The sequence below is a fragment of the Luteibacter aegosomatis genome (genome assembly GCF_023078455.1).
Taxonomy (GTDB): Bacteria; Pseudomonadota; Gammaproteobacteria; order Xanthomonadales; family Rhodanobacteraceae; genus Luteibacter; species Luteibacter aegosomatis.
In genome coordinates this window covers 2,336,068-2,355,214 of the sequence record NZ_CP095740.1, presented here as the reverse complement: position 1 = coordinate 2,355,214, position 19,147 = coordinate 2,336,068, and the positions used below count along the sequence as shown (strand labels likewise).

Genomic DNA, 19,147 nt, shown 5'->3' with positions numbered 1-19,147 from the left:
ACATCATGGATCGCAGGACGTTTCTGCGCCATTCGGTCTGGGCCACCGGCGTCACGGCCCTCCTTCCCCTCGCCACGCTGCGTGCGGCGGGTACGGGAACCACTTATTACGTCGACGGCGCCGCCGGCAACGACGCCCATGACGGAAAGAGCGCGACCCAAGCCTGGCGCAGCCTGGACCGCGTGAACCGGACGACCTTCGCCCCGGGGGACCGGCTCCTGTTCAAGCGTGACGGTGACTACCCCGGCGCGCTGCTGGCGAAGGGGTCGGGTCGCGCCGGCGCGCCCGTCACGGTGGACGCCTACGGCGAAGGCGCCCCACCGCACCTGCATGCCGACGGCCGAAGCCCTTCGACGATTCGATTGCAGAACGTCGAGTACTGGACGGTGCGGAACCTCACGGTATCCAACCGGGGCCCCCAACCCGCGCCACGCCGGACCGGTGTGCACCTCTTCCACCAGGACGCCGGCGTCGTGCACGGCATCGTGCTGCAGGGCCTGACCGTCCGCGACGTCAACGGATCTTCCGTGAAGAAGGAGGGGGGCGGCAGCGCCATCCTGGTGGAAGCCAAGGGCAATTCGCGCCATGACGGCCTGGTCATCACCGACAACACGATCGACGACGCGGGACGAGACGGCATCCTTTTCCTTGCCGCCGGCAACCGCAAGACGGGGCTGGCCAGCGGCGTGGTCGTGCGCGGCAATCGCATTCGCCGCGTGCCGGGCGATTGCATCCTCGTCAAGGGCTGCGACGGCGCGCTCGTGGAACGCAACACCGTAAGCGACTGCGGCGAACTGCCCCGGGGCGAGGCCGCCGCGGGCATCTGGCCCTTCGATTGCGACAACACCACCATCCAGTACAACGAAGTCAGCGGGCATCGGGCCTATGCGGATGGGCAGGCGTACGACGCCGACTTCCATTGCCGCCATACGATCATCCAGTACAACTACAGCCACGATAACGCGGGTGGCATGGCACTGGTCTGCAACGACGGAAGGAGCGCGGGCTCGATCGGCAACACGGGCACCATCGTGCGCTACAACGTGAGCATCAACGACGCCTTGCGCAAGACGGGAGCGTCATCGCTGCGCATTTCGGGGCCGGTGGACGGGAGCCAGATCTACAACAACATCATCATCATCCCCGAGAAACCGGTGGCCGGAGCGGAGACGACGGTATTCCGGGCGACAAGCTGGAAGGGCGTGCCCGACGATACCGCCATTCACGACAATATCGTGGTCTCGCCGCGATCGCCCGGCGTGGACATGGCCAAGGCGACGAAGACACGACTGGGCGAGAACCAGTTCCACGCGGGGGACGCGTTGCCGGAACGGTTCAAGGAAAAGCGGCCCACGCTGGCGCAGGTGAACGCGTTGGTGAAGGCGTGTTTCGTCGACGGGAAGGCCGTGCCGAACGCGTTGGACCTTATAGCGAAGCTTGCCTGATCCCACCATCGCTCCTGCGTGAGCAGGAGCCCAGGGCCTCGGTACCCGTGCGAGCGAAGAGCCGAACGACGTCCTCGCGAAAACCCGATGCAAGGCGCTGGTTCCCGCCTGCGCTGGAACGACGTGAGGAAGATGTGTCCCGTCCTAGTACCTGGGCTCCTGGTGCCAACGCCATGCGCTGCTCAGGATGTCGTCGAGTACATCCACCACGGGCTTCCAGCCGAGCTTTTCCCGTGCTTGACGACTCGAGGCCACCAACGTCGCGGGATCACCCGGCCTTCGCGGCGCGAACTCGTGCGGCACGGGACGACCGGTCACGCGTTCCGCCGCGGCGATCACCTCTTTCACGCTGAACCCCGAACCGTTGCCCAGGTTGAACCGGAAGGCCCCCTCGTGCTCCGCCAGGTATTCGATGGCCAGCAGGTGCGCGGACGCCAGGTCGTTCACGTGGACGTAGTCACGCACGCAGGTGCCGTCGCGCGTGTCGTAATCCGCACCGAACACCTTCAGTCCGCCGCCCTGACCCAACACGGCCTTGAGCACGTTGGGGATGAGATGCGTCTCCGGATCGTGCGCCTCGCCGATGGTCGCCGAGGGATCGGCACCCGCCGCGTTGAAGTACCGTAGGGCGACCGATCTCAGGCCATAGGCGCGGGCCGCGTCGGCCAGCACTTTCTCCACCATCAGCTTGCTCTGTCCGTACGGATTGATCGGCTCCGTCGGGTGCGACTCGTCGATGGTTTCGGCGTGGGGGTGGCCGAAAACGGCCGCCGTCGAGGAAAACACCAGCTTGTCCACGCCCGCCTGGTTCATCGCCGCGAGCAGGACCAGCGTGTTGCCGATGTTGTTCTGGTAGTAGACATAGGGATCGACCACCGATTCGCCCACCAGGGAGCGGGCGCAGAAATGCATCACCGCATCGAAGCGATGGCCGGCGAAGACGCGGCCGAGCTTCCCGGCGTCGCCGATGTCGCCGTGAACGAAGGTCACCTCGTCCGGAACGGATGCCCGGTGTCCCGTCGACAAATCGTCGTAAACGACCACCTCATGCCGCCGCTCCACGAGGTAACGCACCATGTGCGATCCCACGTAGCCGGCGCCGCCGCAGATCAGTAGCTTCAAGCGATCGATTCCCGATTCAGCGTGATTTTTCGTCGGCCGTGTTCGCCATCGTCATGGCGGCGAGCCCGGTCTGCACGGAGGTGGCGCGTTCGCTGTGCACGAACCCCTTGAAGATCGTCAGGAAGATGATCCAGAGATCGAACCCGACCGACCAATGCTTGATGTAATACAGGTCGTGTTCGATGCGCTTGTTGAGATCGGTGTCGCCGCGCCAACCGTTGACCTGTGCCCAGCCCGTGATGCCCGCCTTGACCAGGTGCTTGTGCATGTAGCCAGCAATCTCGCCCTTGAACTGCTGCACGAACATCGGGCGCTCGGGACGCGGTCCCACGATCGACATGTCGCCGCGCAGCACGTTGATGAACTGCGGAAGCTCGTCGAGGCTCGTCTGCCGGATGAAGCGGCCGAAGCGCGTGGTGGTCTTGTTCTGCGCACCGCCCCACTTCACCGCACCGCCCTTCTCCATGTCGACCGGCATCGAGCGGAACTTCAGCATCTCGAATTCCTTGCCGTCGAGGCCGATGCGGCGCTGCCGGTAAAGGACGGGCCCGGGACTGGAGAGCTTCACGCCCACGGCGAGGATCAGCATCATGGGCAGGATCAGCAACAGGATGCCTGCCGCGATGATCCGGTCTTCGACGCCCTTGAGAAGCCATGCGCGGCCGTTGAGCGGGCTCTCGCGAAGCGTCACCACGGGCACGCCGGCACAGTCTTCCGTGCGGTGATTGATGAGTTGCCGGCCGAGCATGTCCGGCACGAACTTCACCGCCATCACATGCTGGTCCATGCGGTGAAGCACGTAGTCGATCGCACGCGTCGCGGTCATGGGCAAAGCGATGAGCACCTGGTCCCATTCGCCGCGCTTGAGGATATCGTCCAGCTCGAGCAGCGAGCCGGCCAGCGGCACGCCGTCGAGCGGACCCTGGTCGTAGGTGGTCTTTACGTAGGCGGTGATCTTCATGCCCATCGCGGCATTGGATTCGACCTGGTTCGCCATGTGGATGCCCGACTCGGTGGCACCCACGAGAAGGCATGTGGCGAGGCCCTCGCCGCGACGCCGAAGTCGCCGCACCACGGATACAGCCACCATGCGCGAGATCGCCATCAGGGCGATGCCGAAGGCGAACGTGAGAAGCATCCACCCGCGCGAATAAAGCTCGCTCGCCTTGAGCAGGTAACCCAGCACCGTAAGCCCCGCGAACGCCACCGACCACGATGCTGCGATGCGCAAAAATTGACTGGCGGGGCGCTCCACCACGGACTGCTCGTATACGCGGAACAGCACCGACGTGGTCAGGGTCAACAGCACGAGGATGACCAGGGCGACGGTATACAGGCTGTTCATCGGCGCCGTGTCGAAGCGCATGAAGTAGGCCATGTGGGCGGCGGCGACCGCGATCATCGGGTCGATCGCGCGCAGCTCGACATCCAGTAACGCGTTGATTTTTGTCAGTTGCATGACAAGTACCTTGGGCTGCGCTGCGACCGCCTGAAAAACGGTCGCCGGAAGGTACGTGCCCCCTGTAGAACCGGTGCACCCCATCCTTCGGGCGCTGTCCGATACAACACGCGGTAAGACCGGACCCTAGGATCGCCGGGTTCGGTGGTGCAAGGTGTTCTCACTTGCGAGTAGCTGTGACCGATGCTGCATCGCCACGAAGTTCACAGCAATCCGATTGGCAAAAATTTGCGTGTCGTGTCACAGAAAGAGTTTCGCGAACGCGACGTTCAGCGTATTGACTTGATTGTCGACGACGGTTGGCAGTGAATGGCGTATGCGTCGCGTACCGCGATACGCGTTCATGAATGTGCACGACGTGCGCGTCACCCACCTCAAATCCCAACAGGAGACGATGATGAAGCGTCTGTTGCTTGCCTGCACGATTCTCGCGATAGCGGTTCCCGCGTTCGCCCAAAGCCGTCGCGCCTCCACGAACGACGCCTCGCCGTCGCAGGCGCCGCGGGTTGCCACTCCGAACGAGGCGAAACAGGCTTCGAAAGGCGCCATGGCACCCGCGCGCGTCGGTGCCGGCACGGCTGCGATGGCGGCGGCGACGGGCGCCACGGCGAACGATACGTCCGGTACCGGCAACGATGGCACGGGCGGTACGGGTGGTACCGGAGGTACGGGCGGCACCGGCGGCACCGGTGGAACGTCCGGCACGCGTTGAGGCCAAATCGACGTTTGGACGTCTAGATGTCCCCCAGCCTCCCCCGTTACGTTAACGAAACGTGAGTTCAAGTGCGCCGATGGCTCGCCCCCGAGCAGCCAGGCGACCGAAGGATCCCTCAAACGATGAAGTTTCTGCCGACTCTCGGTCTGGCCGGGTGCTGCCTTTTCCTGAACGCGTGCGTCCTGGCGCCCGGCCAGCACATGAAAACCGGCGAGCTGAACGACAAGGAGAGCGCGACGGGGAGCCGTTACCAGCTGATCCCCATCACGCCCAAGCTGATCGCCATGGACAAGGCGAGCGCGGTCTCGGCGGGTATCGATCCCGGACTGGTGGCCTATCGCCCTGAGCCCTATCGCATCGGGCCGGGCGATTCGCTCTACATCACCATCTGGGAGCATCCCGAGCTGACGTCTCCGGCCGGTTCGCAACAACAGACGTCCGCCAACGGCCGCCTGGTAAGGCCCGATGGCACCCTCTTCTACCCCTACGTGGGCCTGCTCAAGGCCTCCGGGCTCACCCTGGAAGAGCTCCGCGTCGCCATCACCGACCGTCTGACCAAATACATCGAGAAACCGCAGGTCGACATCAGCATCGTGGCCTACGGCAGCCAGAAGGTGACGCTCGGCGGTGCCTTCGTGAGAACCGATCCGCAGAACATCACGGTGAATCCCCTCACGCTGTCGCAGGCCATCGGTGCCGCCGGCGTGAACGCGCAGTTGGCCGACCTGTCGGACGTGGTGCTGCGCCGCGACGGCCAGGAATACCATCTCGACCTCGATGCCCTGTCGCATTCGCCCGGGGGGAGCCAGGAGGTCTATCTCAAGGGCGGTGACAGCATCTACCTGCCGTACAACGATCGCCACGAGGTGTATGTGCTCGGCGAAGTGGGACGTCCGCAGGCCATTCCCTTCAAGACCAGCGACCTGAGCCTGACCCAGGCGCTGGGCCGCTCGGGCGGCCTGAACCAGGCGAGCGCGCGCGGCAAATCCGTCTACGTGATCCGCGGCGTCGACGACATGGAAAAGGCCCCCGCGTCGATTTACCAGCTCGACAACACATCGCCTTCGGCCTACGCCGTGGCCTCGCAATTCTCCGTCAAGCCTGGCGACGTCATTTATGTCGGTCCCGCGGGCATCACCCGCTGGAACCGCTTCATCAGCCAGCTGCTTCCCTCGTCGGGGCTGCTCAACAACGCGACCAGTGCGCAATACAACCTGGACCGCGACCAGAATCTCTGATTCAACGCTCAGAAGGCGATACGCATGAAGGTAACGATCTTCGGCACCGGTTACGTGGGACTCGTCACCGGTGCCTGTCTTGCGGAAATGGGAAACCACGTGGTCTGCGTGGACGTGGACGAGGCCAAGGTGGAAGGCCTGCGCAACGGCATCATTCCCATTTACGAACCCGGCCTGGAGCCCATCGTCAAGCGCAACCATGCCGCGGGACAACTGGAATTCACCACCGATCCCGCCCCCGCCATCGCCCACGGCGAACTCATCTTCATCGCGGTGGGCACGCCCCCCGATGAGGATGGCAGCGCCGACCTGAAGTACGTGCTCGGCGTCGCGCGCACGATCGGCACCCACCTGGACCGCTACGCGGTGGTGGTCAACAAGTCCACGGTACCGGTGGGCACGGCCGACCGCGTGCGCAGAGCCATCGACGACGTGTTGGCGTCCCGTGGTGCCCAGATCGAGTTCGACGTGGTGTCCAACCCCGAATTCCTGAAGGAAGGCGATGCGGTCGAAGACTGCCTGAGGCCGGATCGGGTCGTCGTCGGCGCATCGAGCGATCGCGCCGTGGCGCGCCTGCGCAAGCTCTACGCGCCGTTCAACCGCAATCACGACCGCATGGTGGTGATGGACGAGCGATCGGCCGAACTGACCAAGTACGCCGCCAACGCCATGCTGGCGACGAAGATCAGCTTCATGAACGAGATCGCCAACATCGCCGAGCGCGTGGGCGCCGACGTGGAACTCGTACGCCAGGGTATCGGTGCCGATCCCCGTATCGGGTACCACTTCATCTACCCGGGCGTCGGGTACGGCGGATCGTGTTTCCCCAAGGACGTCCAGGCATTGGAGCGTATCGCGCGCTCGCATGACTACGATGCTCGGCTGCTCTCCATGGTCGAGGCCGTCAACCATTCGCAGAAGACGCGCCTGTTCGAGCAGATCCACCGGCATTTCGACGGAAAGCTCCAGGGCCGCACGGTGGCCCTGTGGGGGCTGGCGTTCAAGCCGAACACGGACGACATGCGCGAGGCGCCGAGTCGGCGGCTGATGGAGTCGTTGTGGGACGCCGGCGTGCGCGTTCGCGCTTACGATCCGGAGGCGCGTGCGGAGACGTCGCGCATCTATGGACAGCGGGCGGACCTGGTGCTGTGCGATTCGCCTTATGACGCGCTGGCTGGGGCCGACGTACTGGCCCTGGCGACGGAATGGAAGGCGTTTCGCAGCCCGGACTTCGCCCGCATCAAGGCGGCATTGAAGGAGCCCGCCATCTTCGATGGCCGCAATCTCTACGATCCGCAGGTCGTCGAGGACGCCGGGATCGCCTACTACGGCATCGGGCGGGGTCGCTCGCTGCAGCGCTGATCGCCGATACGATCCTTCGGTAGGCATGTCCTGGAAACATCGCCTACCGAAGGGGTGGGAGCCGATCGTATCGGCGAATCCAGGTTGCCTTACTGCGTGATCTTGCCCAGGTTCTTGTCAAACAGATCGCCGTCCAGGTCGTTGGTCAGCGTATAGAGCGTGTAACGCTTGTTCAGTCGCGCACCGCCGTCACGTTGCAGAGGCTGCCACAACAGGGTCGCGCGATTGCGCGTCGAGCTGGGCAACAGCATGTCGAACGGAATCGACACGTAGATGCCCTTGTCGAAACTGCCTTCGCCATACCCCGCCGCGCCGGACTTGTTGGTCACCGTGGCATACGCTCCCATCCGCGCGCCATTGGCGAACTGCCGCGACACGTCGATGGTGGTACCCCAATCGCCGGCCAGGTAGCGGCCGACGCTCACCGCCACCGTCACGTTGTGGAAGCCGGTATCGAGGTAGCCCGTCGCCTGCCCCGTGATGACGTGGTAATGGCGCAGCGAGAAATCCTGCTTGAATCCGCGTTGCCGCACCCAGTTCAGGTCGGCACCGAAGGCCCAGCGTTCGCCGAAGGGACGGTAAAGCACCTCGCCGCCCGCGCCCGCGTACATGTCTTCCAGCAGGCCGGCATAAGCCAGGCCGTAGAGGTCCTGCCCCAGGTGACGCGTGCCGGTGAGCTGAAAATTGGGTAGCGTCACGTCGGAACTGGTGAGGTATTTGCGGATGTCCGTACGCACGCGTGGCAACCTGCTCGGCGCGTCGTACCTGAACTGGTCGTAGTTGTTCTTGATGTTCACCGCGAGCACGCCGTCGAGCCACAGGTTGCGGGTGATGTTGAACGTGGCCGAACCCGCGCCGTAGACCTGGTAGAGCACGAAAGCGTCCGGGCCGCCGACGTTCTGCTGGTAACCCAGCGACACGCCGCCCGTCAGCCGCTTCAACGGGGCCCGGTAAAGGATCTCCTCGTCGCGGGCGGTCACGGGGTCCTGCTCGACGCTGCGCCGGAAGGTCGGCAGGTCGATGCGGTGATCGAGAAGCTCGATGAACTTCGGCCGATGCACGCTGGTATCCACCGTATTCAGCCCGTTGCGTTCGGCGGAGACGGTGACCCAGTCGACGCTGCCGTCGAGGCGGTTGTCCACGATACGCGTCGCGCGGCCCACCCCTTCGGAGGTGTAGAAGAACCGGTTCTGCTGTCCGTGGATGACCAGTTCCGAACCGCGACGACGGATGCTGCTCACGTCGATGCCCGCGTTGGCGCCGAGGCGCCTGGCCACGTCTTGCCAATCGACCTGCTCCGGGGGACGCCTGTCCGGAGGTGCTTCCACGGGGGTCGAGGTGAAGGAGACCGGTTCGGGCGGCGGATCGAACGACTTCGGCGGATCGACGTGGGTCGCCAGGTTGGCGTGCAGGTTCAACGCGGCGGTGGCGACCTTGCCTCGCTCGTAGCCGAGGGTGAGATCCACGTTGCGGTTCAGGCGAAACACGGCGCCGAGATTCACCGGCCAGCGCTGCGGCTGGTTGTTCTTCTGCGGCTGATGCTTGTAGTCGTTGCCGTCCAGCTCGGCCTTCAGCACGAGCCATTCCCACGGCGAGCGATATTCCACCCCGCCGAAGAAACCGGGACGGCCGCGCAGGAACTTGTTGATGCTGAGCGCACCGGTCTGCGTGCCGTTGCTCGGTCGCGTGCGGAACCGATCGCTGATGACGTTCAGCGGATTGGCGATGTCGCCGCGGTTGCCGATGTAACCCCAGGCCAGGCCCAGGCTGAAATCCAGCGGCCCCACGCGCTTGCTGGTGACGATGTATTCGCTGGAGAACAGTCCGGTGCCGCCGATGTCCCGCGTACCCACGGAAACCGCCGGCCACCAGCGTGTTTCCTGCCAGAGCCTGACCTTGACGTCGATCGATTTGTCCTTGTACGTCTGGTCGCCGCTGAGCGAACGCGGGCCGTACAGGCGATTGCTCACGTTGGTGTAGCGAAACGAGGCTTCCAGCCAGGGGATCGGCTGCAATGAGACGTTGTAGTTGGTATAGGGCGTGGCCCGGCTGAGCACGAAACTGAACTCGCCCTCCTGGGCCATGCGCGCGGTGGGCGACTGCAACAGGCCCACGCCGCCGAAATCGCTCTGCGTGTAGGTTTCCTGTGCGGAAGCCGCCATCGCGAACCCGCCGGCCCATAGGACCCACCCCGCGCGACGGCACCCTCGCCACACCCGCCGCCGCACTAACGCGCCCCCTCGTCGAGCAACTGGGTGGCGAGGAAGTCCGCGACGTCGCGATTGAACCGGCCGTCCGTGGCACCCGCGATGGCTTTCTCGGCGAAGGGAACGTAGATCCAGGCGCCCGGGGCCAGAACCCTGGCGGCATCGCGATTCCACAAGGCCACGTTCTGCCTGAACACCACGCCGTCGGGCTGCACGACGTAGATGGCATCCGGATCGGCCGCGGGCGATCGGGGGCAGTCGGCCAGGTAGCGCCGCGCGTCGCGCGTCGCTACCTGGGGCAGGCGACAGGGTTTCGCGACGGCACCGACCACGCGGATGTCGTTCGGGCGTCGGGGATAGAACAGGCGGTCGCCGTCGTGCACGGGCCAGTCTTCCGCCGGTGTGACCTCGAGGCGGGAAGGATCGAGCGTCACGCCCGTGCGGCGTCCCGTGACCGGCAGGCCCGCGAACCATCGCTGGAAGGCGGCTCCCGCATCGGCCAGGGCGTCGTCGCCCGAGGCCATCGCCGCACGGCGAATCGCACCGAGCTCGTAGACGACGCCCGCATGCAGGCGAAGCTGGTCGCGCTCCAGTTCGGGCCTAAGCCACGCCGCGCCCAGAAGGTAGGCGTCGAGGTCGACGTGCGCGGCCAGGGCCACCGTCGAAAGCCGCGCGTCGGATGGATAGACGGCCGAGCCGGGGCGGCCCACGGCACCCTCGGCGGACACGCGCAGCGACGCCGCCGATTGCGCGAAGGCCGCCGACGTCGACAGCAGGAGAAGCAGGCCGACCGAGAAACGTGCCCGCTTCACGGGGCATTCCCCCGGTAGGGACGCAACTGGATCGCTTCGACGGGATACCCCGGAGCGACGTACTGCCTGCTTTTCCAGATGAAGCCGTCGACCGGATCGATCCAGTAGCGGTTGGCCAGGTCGACGCCGGGCCCCGAGAGATGTTCGTCGATGCGACGAAGCCTGTGCACGGTACCGAGGATATCGATGTCTTCCGTCGCACCCGGGACGAGATGGGCCTGCAGGACGTTGCCGTAGCGATAACCGGGCGACCAGTCCAGGCGCCTTGCGTAATCGATGGGGGCCGTGACGTGCTGTAGCCCTTCGCGAAACGGATCACGTTGCGGGAACGCGGAATCGTCGAGGTTCTGCGGCAGCCCCACGGTTTTGACGATGAGGCCATCGCGCGTAAAGACGATATCGTTTCCCGTCCCGTACCATCCGAGCCTGCCTTGCTCCGTCTTGGCGAGAATCAGGATGGCCTCGCCACCCGGCGTGTTCACCTGGAGCTGGTAATAAGGGCTCGATGCAACCGATTCGGCCGTCGGATCGACCCGTTCTCCGTGCATGGCGAGACGGATCGACTGAAGGCTGCCGCGCGATACCGGGGAACACCCGGCGAGCATGCACAGCACCAGTGCCAGTCCACCGGGCCAGAAACGCCGTGGCGCGACGTGCGCGCGTTTATTCTCGTCGGGCCAAGCCAAGATCAGTGATCGGTCCGGTAGGTAAGGTGTCGAGCCCCTGGGCGGGGCGTGCAAGGACTGCACTGATGTGAACGTGGCGTCGACGGAAGGTCGCCGCACGTCCTGTTGAACACTACAGGATCGAAACGGACTGAAAACTGACTGGCATCACGCCACGCGACTAGAGATACGGCAGCCAGCTGTTTACGCTTTCGTCGATCAGCTCGTAGACATGTTCGAAGGCGCGACGCTGCTGGCGATAGGGATCGGGAATGCCTTTCCCGCCGAGCCATCGATCCATCATGGACACCTTGCCGCTCGACTCCGGCGCGAGCCGGCGAATGGTGTCGACGTGCGACCGTTCCATGGCGAGCACGAGGTCGGACTCGCGAAGCAGGCGCGCATCGAGTTGGCGTGCGCGATGCGCTTCGCCGTCGATGCCGTGCTCGCGAAGCAACGCCAACGCGGTGGGTTCGACAGGGTAGCCCACCATCGCGCTCAGTCCCGCGCTGCCGATGCGCGCACGATCGCCGAGGCGGTGGCGCAGGACATACTCCGCCGTGGGACTGCGGCAGATGTTGCCCACGCAGACGATCAGTATCCGTTCGAACATAGGTACTGCGATACTCCCGACACGTTTTCGAAGAATGCGATGAACACGACGAACATCATAACCAGGCCCGCCGAATGACGACGTGGCGTCTCGTCACGGCTCTGGGCGACAGCGCGCTCCTGCTTCCCCTCATCGCCTGGCTGGCGGTCTGCCTGGCATGGATCGATCGCCGGCCTCGTGACGCGCTTCGCTGGCTGGCCGCCGCGATCGCCTGCGGCGGCGTCGTGGCGCTGTCTAAATTGCTGTTCATGGGCTGGGGCATCGGTCCACCGGGACTCGACTACACCGGGTTCAGCGGGCACACGGCGCTTTCGCTGCTGGTATGGACGTCGATGGGCGCGCTGCTCGTTCGCGGTCGCTGGCGAGGTGCCGCGATCGTCGCGGGGCTTCTCGTCGGCATCGGGGTGGCGATATCGCGGCTGGCGCTGGAGGTGCACAGCGTGTCGGAGGTGCTGCTCGGCGCACTCGCCGGAAGCCTGTCGGCGGCGTGGTTCATCGGCGGCACACCCGCGTCGCCCGACGTATCGCCATCCAGGCCATGGACCATGGCCGTCGGCGTCATGGCGATCGGCCTGCTCTGCTATGGGCGGGTTTTTCCCTCGCAGCATCTGTTGCAGGACGTGGCGAAGGCATTGAGCGGACACGGGCACGTCTTCGTTCGACACGCGTCGCGATGATCGGCCCAGTGCCTGGCGAGGCGGATTTTCGCCGAAACCGCCACGCGCTTCCCCGTCCGCGCGGCAATGGAGCCAAGACGCCCGCCGCGGCCTGTGCCACCATCCGCCCATGCTAGGTTCTGAACTGTCCCAAGGCCGCAGGGGGGCGCCACGCGGGCGCTCGTGGCGCATGGCTCGTTTCGTGATGGCCATCGCCCTTTGGCTCGCGATGCCCCTGGCGGCATCCGCCATGGAAGAGGCAAAACCCTCGTCCACCCTCCTCCACACGGCCTACCATCGCGAGGATGGTGCTCCCAGCGGCGTATCCTTCATCGCGCAGACCGAGGACGGGCAACTGTGGTTCAGCACCCGCACCGGCCTCTACCGCTACGACGGCTTCGATTTCACGCGGATCACCCTGCGGCCCCCCGGCTCGCCGCGCACCGATGCCACGTGGGCCCTGTATGCCGCCAAGGGCGGGGACCTCTGGGTATCCCAGGCCAACGGCGGTGCCGTACGCCTGCGCAACGGCACCATCCAGCGTTATGACGAGGCGGATGGACTGCCGGCCAACATAGCGATCGACGCCTTCGCGGGCGATGCCGACGGCCGCATATGGGCCAACGCGCGCGGCGTGCTGTACCGGTACGACGGACAGGAATGGTCGCCGGCGCCTTCGTCGCCACCCGACGTGGACGATCTGGTCGAAGATCGCCAGGGCAACCTCTGGGCGTCTTCCGGCACGCAGTGGTTCGTGTTGAGCCCGCACGCCAGGGCGTTCGTGGCCTCGGGCGTCCATTTCGACAAATGGTCGTACTTGCTGGAAGACCCGTCCGGCCGCTTGTGGATGCTGGACGGAAAAGGCGCGGCGCCGCTCCCCGGCGACTGGGGACGACCGCATCCGCATGCGCACGCCCGTCGCGCCAACAGTGCGACGCGTTTCATCGACCGTGCCGGCGCGCTATGGATGGTCGCGTGCAAATCGGGGCTGTGCCGCGACGGTGCCTTCAGCCTGCGTGGCTCGGCCTTCCGGCCTTGGGAGTCGTTCAAGGACACCAACGACCTGCCCGCGCTCGAGCTGTCTTCGCCGGCGGTCATGACCGCGCTCGAGGATCGCGAAGGCAACGTATGGCTCGGCACCAAGGGCGGGGTCGACCTGTTGCGCGAGGGTGCGCTGACACGGATCAACCTTCCCGCGTTTCCGCTCTATTTCTCGCCGTTCGAGGATGCCCAGGGGCGGATGTGGACGGGTACCGACAACCATAATCCGACGCCCGACCACCTGTGGAAGCTCAGCGGCACGCCCTCGGTCCTGCCGGGATTCGACGAGGGCCTCACGATGGCCTATCCCGATCCGCGGGGAGGCATCTGGTTGGGCGGGCATGGCCGCTTGTGGCGCATGAACGACGGCAAGATCGAGGAAACATCCTTCCCCGCCGCGAAAAGCGGCGCACCCGGGGTCGTACAGGCCATGGGAAGGGATGCCTCGGGCCGGCTCTGGCTGAGCGTGGCCTTCCAGGGACTTTACCGCGCGGATACCGACGGCTCGTGGAAACCCGCCAGCGACGAACTGCCGCCGGGCAGCCCCATGGTGATCCATGTCGATCATGACGGCACGGCCTGGTTCGGCTATGCCGACGGCAGCCTCATACGTGCGCAGGGCGACACCTTTCGCCGGGTTCTTCCCGAACCGAACCTGGAGATCGGCGCCATCACCGCGATCGACTCCGTCGAAGGCTGCGTCTACGTCTCTGGCGAGCACGGGTTTGCCGTGATCGATGGCGACCGCGTCGAGCGCATCACGACCTCTCCCGGCGGCGTGCTGGAAGGTGCCACGGGCATAGGCACTCGCCCGGACGATACGATCTGGGTCAACGCCGACTCGGGCATCGCGTGGCTCGCCCATGCCGACATCCAGCGCGCGCTCCTCGACGGCAGCCGGCATGTGGACGTGAACCTGCTCACGGCGGACGACGGCGTCACCGACGGCGTGCAGACCGTGCGACCCTTGCCCACGCTGGTCGCCACGCGCGACGGAACCCTGTGGTTCGCCCGCGCCGAGAGCCTGCTTCGTCTCGACGCCGGCTATCTGCCGCCCACGCCTCCTCCGCCCGACACCGTCATCCGCTCGGTATCCTCGGTCAACCAGTTCTTTCCCCTCGACGACATACGCCTGGACCCCGCGCACCGCGATTTCATCGTGCGCTATGCGGCCATCGCCCCCGCGCGACCGAGCGGCGTGCGCTTCCGCTACCAGATGGACCCGGGCATGACGATCTGGACGTCGCTCGATCGCCAGCGTGAGTTGCGCTACACGCAGATGCATCCCGGCGAATACCACCTGACGGTGGAGGCGTCCTACGACGGCCGCCACTGGGGTCGGCCCGCCGAAGCCGTGCTCACCGTGGTGCCCACGTTCTTCGAAGGCCCCTGGTTCAAGCTGCTGTGCGGCGTGATCGTGGCGCTGGCGATCTGGCTGGCCCATCGACTCCGCGTGCGCGGGCTGACCCGGCAGCTCCGCGTCCGGCTTCGCGAACGCTACGAAGAGCGCGAGCGCATCGCCCGCGAGTTGCACGATACCCTGTTGCAGGGCGCGCAGGGGCTCGTCCTGCGCTTCCAGGCCATCGTCGACCGCCTGCCGGAAACCGACGGCGGCAAGCGTTCCCTCGAACAGGCCATCGACCGCGCCGAGCGATTGATCGTCGAAGGCCGCGATCGCGTGCAGGACCTGCGCGAGCATGTGCCTTATGCCGGCACGCTGGCCGACCGCCTGCGGCGCTACGGCGACGACCTGGAAAACCTCGGGGTGCAGATCGTCACGCAGACGCGAGGCACGCCCCGCGCACTCGATCCGCTCGCGGAAGACGAGCTCTATTACATCGGCCGCGAGGCCCTGCTCAACGTGCAACGGCATGCCGACGCACGCAGCGTGACCATCGAGATGATTTTTACCTCGCGGCTGTTCACGCTGGTGATCCGCGACGACGGCAAGGGCATCGACCCCCAGTCGACGGTGGGCAACGACGGCTCGCGCCACTGGGGCCTCACCGGCATCCGCGAACGTGCGCGCCGCATCGGCGGCCAGGCGGACATCCACCCCGGCGCGGACAAGGGTACCGAGCTGCGCATCGGCATTCCCTCGTCGCGCGCCTACCGGCGCGACGCCTGATCAGCGCCGCATCGGCCCGTGGCAAAGGCACTCGCCGTCGTCGCCGGCATGGCCCAGCAACCCGTCGAGCAAGGCCGCCGAAGGCGTCCACTCGCCGATGGCCGGATGGATGAGCATGGCCTTGCGGGCGCCCAACCGCCGGCGGTCGAGCACCGACGCGATGGCGGCGCGCTCGTAGGCCTTCACCGAACGCACCAGGCCGTTCACCGCATCGGGCAAGGGATCGACCGGGCGCGGCACGATGCCGTCGAGACCGATATCCGAGGCGATCTCGACGATATCGTCGTGCGGCAGGTCGGGTACGGCGCCGCGATTGCGCGTGTTCACCACGATGCGCGCGGGCTTCGCCCCGGTGAGCGCGCTCATCACGTCGATGGCGATGCGGTGGTAACCCGTGGCCACGCGGAACGGATCGCCCTGCAGGCTCACGCCCTGGTCGAAGGCCGAACCGCCTTCGGCTTCCAGTTTCATGTATGAACCGGAGCGCTGGTTGAGGTAGGCCGCGTAGATGTCCACCGCGCCGTCGCCGTCGCCGGCATCCAGGCGCGAGGTGAGCGCCGCGAGCAGGTCGTCGTTGAGACGCTGGATCTCGGCTCCCCGGCTTCCGCCCTGGCGACGCTGGTTTTCCAGCGCGCGCGACCGCTCGTAGTAGAAGAACAGGTACTCGGTGGGAATGAGCCGCAAGGTGCGGATCATGTCGAAGTCGAACAACGGCGCGAGGTAGAGTTTTCGCAGCAGCTCGTCGCTGGCCAGCAGGCGGTCGATGACCTCTTCCCCGCGCACGCGCACGCTGCGCACCCACCCCAGGTGATTGAGGCCCACGTAGTCGCATTCCACCTCGTGCGCCGGTTCGCCCAGCGCATGGGCGATGTTGTGGAACAGCTCCGTCGGCGTATCGCAGATGCCGACGATGCGCGCCTTGCTGTGGTCGCTCACGGCCTGCGTGATGAGCCCGGCGGGATTGGTGAAGTTCACCAGCCAGGCGTCGGGGCTCAGCCGTTCCACCAGCCGGGCCTGCTCGATCGCCACGGGAATCGTGCGCAGTCCCATCGCGATGCCGGCCGGTCCGGTCGTTTCCTGGCCCGGATAGCCGTGCTCGATGGCCACGCGCTCGTCCGCGGCGCGGCCCGCGATGCCGCCGATGCGGATGCTGTTGAGCACGAAGTCGGCGCCCTCGATGGTGTCTTCCAGCGACGTCGCGCCACGCAGGCGAAGCTCGCCGCCGAAGCGCGACACGATGGCCTTGCCCAGGTCGACCATGATGCGCAGGCGCGCCGGGTCGGGATCGTAAAGCACCATCTCCGCGGCGCCGAGGTCCTGCATCGCCTCGTTCACGCCGAATACCACCAACGGCGAACGCACGCCGCCTCCGCCGACCAGGGCGATCTTACGGTCCATACGTCTGTTCACGCAGTGTCCTCAATTGAAGGGAATCGGGTAGCGCCCGCAAGGCGCCGGCAGCGGTCGTGCATAGCGCGCCGCATACGCAGGCGCGCTCCACGCAACGACCGAACGGCGCCTCGTCGAGCAAGGCATCGATGAGACCGGCGTCGAAGGCATCGCCTGCGCCGGTGGTGTCCAGGGCGTCGACGCACGGCGCGGCGATGCGGCTCACGCCGTCGGCGTCGACCACCAGCGCGCCCTCGGCGCCGAGCTTGAGCACCGCGCGCGGAAGGCCTTCGGCCCAGGCCCACGCGGCATACGCGTCCGGGCCGTCCTCTCCGCAGAGCAGTGCGGCTTCCTTGCGGTTGGGCAGCAGGTAATCGATCTCGCGGCAGGTCTCGAGATGGCGTGGGTCGGTCAACCACTCGGGCGAATAGCCCACGTCGAGCGATGTCGTCCGGCCGGCCTGGCGAAGCTTCGGCAGCAGCTCGGCGGCGATGTGCCGCGGCAAGGGCATGGCGAAATGCACGTGCCGCGCCGCAAGCAGGTCGGCGAGCACGGCGGAGTCGTCGAGCAGATCGGCCAGCCCCTTGTTGGCGCCCGGCCACGTAAAGAACGAGCGGTCGTCGCGCGTGGACACGCTGACGGTGATGCCCGTGGCCTCGGCACCGAGGCGGATGCCGCCCATGCCGACGCCGAAGTCGCCCAGGCGGCTTTCGAACCAGTCGAAATCCGCGTCGCCGATGAGGCCCACGAGGCGCACGCGCCGCCCGAGCCGGGAAAGACCGCAGGCGGTGTTCACGCAACCGCCGCCGAGTTCGCGCACGTAGTGCTCGGCGAGAACCTCCTCGCCGGGTCCGGGCCAGCGCGCGAAGCCGGTGAAGACATGGTCGGCGTAGATCTCGCCCACCACCGCGACGTCCCACGACGTCATGCTTTCGGGAATGGCCATGATCGGGTACTCCGTGCCTGCCAAAGGAAAACCAGGGTGCCGACGACGACCGCGCCGACGCCCACGGCGATCGAGCGCGTACCGCTCGTCGCCACGATGTAGAGCCAACCCACCACGCTCACCACGATGGGCAAGGGATACAGCGGCATGCGGAACACATCCGCACCGGGATGCCGGCGGCGCAGGATCACCACCGCGAAACACTGGGCGATGTACTGGAACAGGATCTGCACCACCATCAGGAGGGCGATGAGGCTTTCCAGCGAAAGAAAACAGGCCAGCGCCGAGGTGACGCCCACGAACACCAGCGACACCGTGGGAAAGCCGTCGCGCGGATGCAACCGCGCGAACGGCCTGAAGAACTGTCCCTGCGCCGCGGCCGCGTAGGGCACGCGCGAATACCCCAGCAGCACCACCAGCGCCGAACCCCAACTGGCCAGCAGGATCAGCAGCACCGCCAACGTGCCGCCGGTGCCGCCGTGGATGGCCTGCATGAAGTCGGCCACCACGAACTTCGACGACGCCGCCTTCTCCCAGGGCAGCACGCCGAGGATGGACAGGTTCAGACCCAGGTACAGCACCGCCACCAGGGGAATCGACAACAGCACGGCCATGGGGATGGTGCGACGTGGATTCTTCACCTCTCCGCCCAGCATGCATACGTTGTTGTAGCCGCCGTAGTCGTATACGGCGATGAGCGCGACCGCGCCCAGGCCGAGCCAGAAGCCGTGGGCATCGTCGTTGCGCGCCTGCATGAAGTGCGCGGCCATCGCCCGGTCGAAATGGGCGATACCGCTACCGACGATCCAGACGCACGCCACGGCAACGATGACGCTGATGCCCAGCGACAGCTTCTGGATGTCGCCGACCTTGCGATAGAGCACCGCGGTGTTGAACAGGCATAAACCCGCTGCCACCAGCACCCTGCCCGTCTCCCCCAACGAAGGCAGGAGATACCCCGCGTACTGCGCGAAACCGACCGCCGCCGAACCGATCGACAACGGTGCCGTCAGCAACGTCTGCCAGAGGTACAGGAAACCGAAAAGCCGGCCGAAGCGTTCGCGCCCGTATGCCTCGCGCAGGTAGTGGTAAGGCCCCCCCGATTCGGGAATGGTCGATCCCAGCTCCGCCCACACCATCCCGTCGCACAGGCACAGAAGCGCCCCCGCGATCCAGCCGAGGAACACCGAAGGACCGGCCAGGGCGGACAACGCCAACGGAATCGTCACGAACGGCCCGATGCCGATCATGTTGAGCACGTTGGCGGAAAGTCCGCCCCATAGACCGATGGCCCGTGGAGGCACCGTACGGGCGTCCACGGGGGCCTTCATGCGCGTTCTCCGTACCGA

The 19,147-nt window shown here is 66.1% G+C and carries 15 protein-coding genes; 6 read left to right on the top strand and 9 right to left on the bottom strand.

What is annotated here, in order from left to right; all coding sequences use genetic code 11:
- Positions 1 to 5 precede the first annotated feature (5 nt).
- Positions 6 to 1,445: a right-handed parallel beta-helix repeat-containing protein gene (locus tag L2Y94_RS10575; protein ID WP_247375031.1), complete on the top strand. Its 1,440-nt coding sequence runs from the start codon at positions 6 to 8 to the stop codon at positions 1,443 to 1,445.
- A 144-nt stretch (positions 1,446 to 1,589) separates the two neighbouring features.
- On the opposite strand, the gene galE is transcribed toward L2Y94_RS10575, so the two are convergent.
- A complete protein-coding gene (galE, locus tag L2Y94_RS10570) occupies positions 1,590 to 2,567 on the bottom strand; it encodes a UDP-glucose 4-epimerase GalE (RefSeq protein WP_247375029.1) in 978 nt (325 codons plus the stop codon).
- 16 nt (positions 2,568 to 2,583) lie between these two features.
- Positions 2,584 to 4,026, bottom strand: a complete 1,443-nt coding sequence (locus L2Y94_RS10565) for an undecaprenyl-phosphate glucose phosphotransferase (protein WP_247375027.1) — start codon at positions 4,024 to 4,026, stop codon at positions 2,584 to 2,586.
- Between the two features lie 343 nt (positions 4,027 to 4,369).
- Here L2Y94_RS10565 and L2Y94_RS10560 point away from each other — a divergent pair, with 343 nt between their 5' ends.
- The 3 genes from L2Y94_RS10560 to L2Y94_RS10550 all read left to right on the top strand — a co-directional run bounded on the left by L2Y94_RS10560 (position 4,370) and on the right by L2Y94_RS10550 (position 7,341).
- A complete protein-coding gene (locus L2Y94_RS10560) occupies positions 4,370 to 4,738 on the top strand; it encodes a hypothetical protein (protein ID WP_247375026.1) in 369 nt (122 codons plus the stop codon).
- 125 nt (positions 4,739 to 4,863) lie between these two features.
- Positions 4,864 to 5,979, top strand: a complete 1,116-nt coding sequence (locus L2Y94_RS10555; RefSeq protein WP_247375023.1) for a polysaccharide biosynthesis/export family protein — start codon at positions 4,864 to 4,866, stop codon at positions 5,977 to 5,979.
- Between the two features lie 24 nt (positions 5,980 to 6,003).
- Positions 6,004 to 7,341 carry a UDP-glucose dehydrogenase family protein gene (locus tag L2Y94_RS10550; RefSeq protein WP_247375021.1) on the top strand — a complete coding sequence of 446 codons (1,338 nt, stop codon included), beginning with the start codon at positions 6,004 to 6,006 and terminating at the stop codon, positions 7,339 to 7,341.
- Between the two features lie 89 nt (positions 7,342 to 7,430).
- Here L2Y94_RS10550 and L2Y94_RS10545 read toward each other — a convergent pair whose 3' ends face one another.
- From L2Y94_RS10545 to L2Y94_RS10530, 4 genes are all read right to left on the bottom strand, one after another.
- Positions 7,431 to 9,503, bottom strand: coding sequence for a YjbH domain-containing protein (locus tag L2Y94_RS10545; RefSeq protein WP_247375019.1), 2,073 nt, complete (start codon positions 9,501 to 9,503; stop codon positions 7,431 to 7,433).
- A 65-nt stretch (positions 9,504 to 9,568) separates the two neighbouring features.
- Positions 9,569 to 10,360: a capsule biosynthesis GfcC family protein gene (locus L2Y94_RS10540; RefSeq protein WP_247375017.1), complete on the bottom strand. Its 792-nt coding sequence runs from the start codon at positions 10,358 to 10,360 to the stop codon at positions 9,569 to 9,571.
- Positions 10,357 to 11,046 carry a YjbF family lipoprotein gene (locus L2Y94_RS10535; RefSeq protein ID WP_247375015.1) on the bottom strand — a complete coding sequence of 230 codons (690 nt, stop codon included), beginning with the start codon at positions 11,044 to 11,046 and terminating at the stop codon, positions 10,357 to 10,359. Before L2Y94_RS10535 ends, L2Y94_RS10540 begins: the two co-directional genes overlap by 4 nt.
- Before the next feature lie 160 nt (positions 11,047 to 11,206).
- Positions 11,207 to 11,638 (bottom strand): low molecular weight protein-tyrosine-phosphatase, encoded by a 432-nt coding sequence (locus L2Y94_RS10530; RefSeq protein WP_247375012.1) that lies wholly within the window; start codon positions 11,636 to 11,638, stop codon positions 11,207 to 11,209.
- Positions 11,639 to 11,712: 74 nt separating this feature from the next.
- Here L2Y94_RS10530 and L2Y94_RS10525 point away from each other — a divergent pair, with 74 nt between their 5' ends.
- Both L2Y94_RS10525 and L2Y94_RS10520 read left to right on the top strand, forming a co-directional pair.
- Positions 11,713 to 12,315, top strand: coding sequence for a phosphatase PAP2 family protein (locus L2Y94_RS10525; protein WP_247375011.1), 603 nt, complete (start codon positions 11,713 to 11,715; stop codon positions 12,313 to 12,315).
- 169 nt (positions 12,316 to 12,484) lie between these two features.
- The gene (locus L2Y94_RS10520) at positions 12,485 to 15,463 is read left to right on the top strand and encodes a sensor histidine kinase (RefSeq protein ID WP_247375009.1); all 2,979 of its coding nucleotides are present in this window, start codon (positions 12,485 to 12,487) and stop codon (positions 15,461 to 15,463) included.
- On the opposite strand, the gene L2Y94_RS10515 is transcribed toward L2Y94_RS10520, so the two are convergent.
- From L2Y94_RS10515 to L2Y94_RS10505, 3 genes are read right to left on the bottom strand one after another with little or no spacing between them, the layout of a single operon-like run.
- Positions 15,464 to 16,861 (bottom strand): family 4 glycosyl hydrolase, encoded by a 1,398-nt coding sequence (locus tag L2Y94_RS10515; RefSeq protein ID WP_425602452.1) that lies wholly within the window; start codon positions 16,859 to 16,861, stop codon positions 15,464 to 15,466.
- Entirely contained in the window at positions 16,851 to 17,798 is a 948-nt protein-coding gene (locus L2Y94_RS10510) for a carbohydrate kinase family protein (protein ID WP_247375005.1), read from the bottom strand. Before L2Y94_RS10510 ends, L2Y94_RS10515 begins: the two co-directional genes overlap by 11 nt.
- A complete protein-coding gene (locus L2Y94_RS10505; RefSeq protein WP_247375003.1) occupies positions 17,777 to 19,129 on the bottom strand; it encodes an APC family permease in 1,353 nt (450 codons plus the stop codon). Before L2Y94_RS10505 ends, L2Y94_RS10510 begins: the two co-directional genes overlap by 22 nt.
- Positions 19,130 to 19,147: the final 18 nt, after the last annotated feature.

Excerpts from the sequence above, each read along its gene's own strand:
- L2Y94_RS10575 (WP_247375031.1), top strand. The coding sequence starts at position 6 with ATGGATCGCAGGACGTTTCTGCGCCATTCGGTCTGGGCCACCGGCGTC.
- L2Y94_RS10565 (WP_247375027.1), bottom strand. The coding sequence starts at position 4,026 with ATGCAACTGACAAAAATCAACGCGTTACTGGATGTCGAGCTGCGCGCG.
- L2Y94_RS10560 (WP_247375026.1), top strand. The coding sequence starts at position 4,370 with ATGAATGTGCACGACGTGCGCGTCACCCACCTCAAATCCCAACAGGAG.
- L2Y94_RS10555 (WP_247375023.1), top strand. The coding sequence starts at position 4,864 with ATGAAGTTTCTGCCGACTCTCGGTCTGGCCGGGTGCTGCCTTTTCCTG.
- L2Y94_RS10550 (WP_247375021.1), top strand. The coding sequence starts at position 6,004 with ATGAAGGTAACGATCTTCGGCACCGGTTACGTGGGACTCGTCACCGGT.
- L2Y94_RS10545 (WP_247375019.1), bottom strand. The coding sequence starts at position 9,503 with ATGGCGGCTTCCGCACAGGAAACCTACACGCAGAGCGATTTCGGCGGC.
- L2Y94_RS10530 (WP_247375012.1), bottom strand. The coding sequence starts at position 11,638 with ATGTTCGAACGGATACTGATCGTCTGCGTGGGCAACATCTGCCGCAGT.
- L2Y94_RS10525 (WP_247375011.1), top strand. The coding sequence starts at position 11,713 with ATGACGACGTGGCGTCTCGTCACGGCTCTGGGCGACAGCGCGCTCCTG.
- L2Y94_RS10520 (WP_247375009.1), top strand. The coding sequence starts at position 12,485 with ATGGCTCGTTTCGTGATGGCCATCGCCCTTTGGCTCGCGATGCCCCTG.
- L2Y94_RS10515 (WP_425602452.1), bottom strand. The coding sequence starts at position 16,861 with ATGGACCGTAAGATCGCCCTGGTCGGCGGAGGCGGCGTGCGTTCGCCG.
- L2Y94_RS10510 (WP_247375005.1), bottom strand. The coding sequence starts at position 17,798 with ATGGCCATTCCCGAAAGCATGACGTCGTGGGACGTCGCGGTGGTGGGC.
- L2Y94_RS10505 (WP_247375003.1), bottom strand. The coding sequence starts at position 19,129 with ATGAAGGCCCCCGTGGACGCCCGTACGGTGCCTCCACGGGCCATCGGT.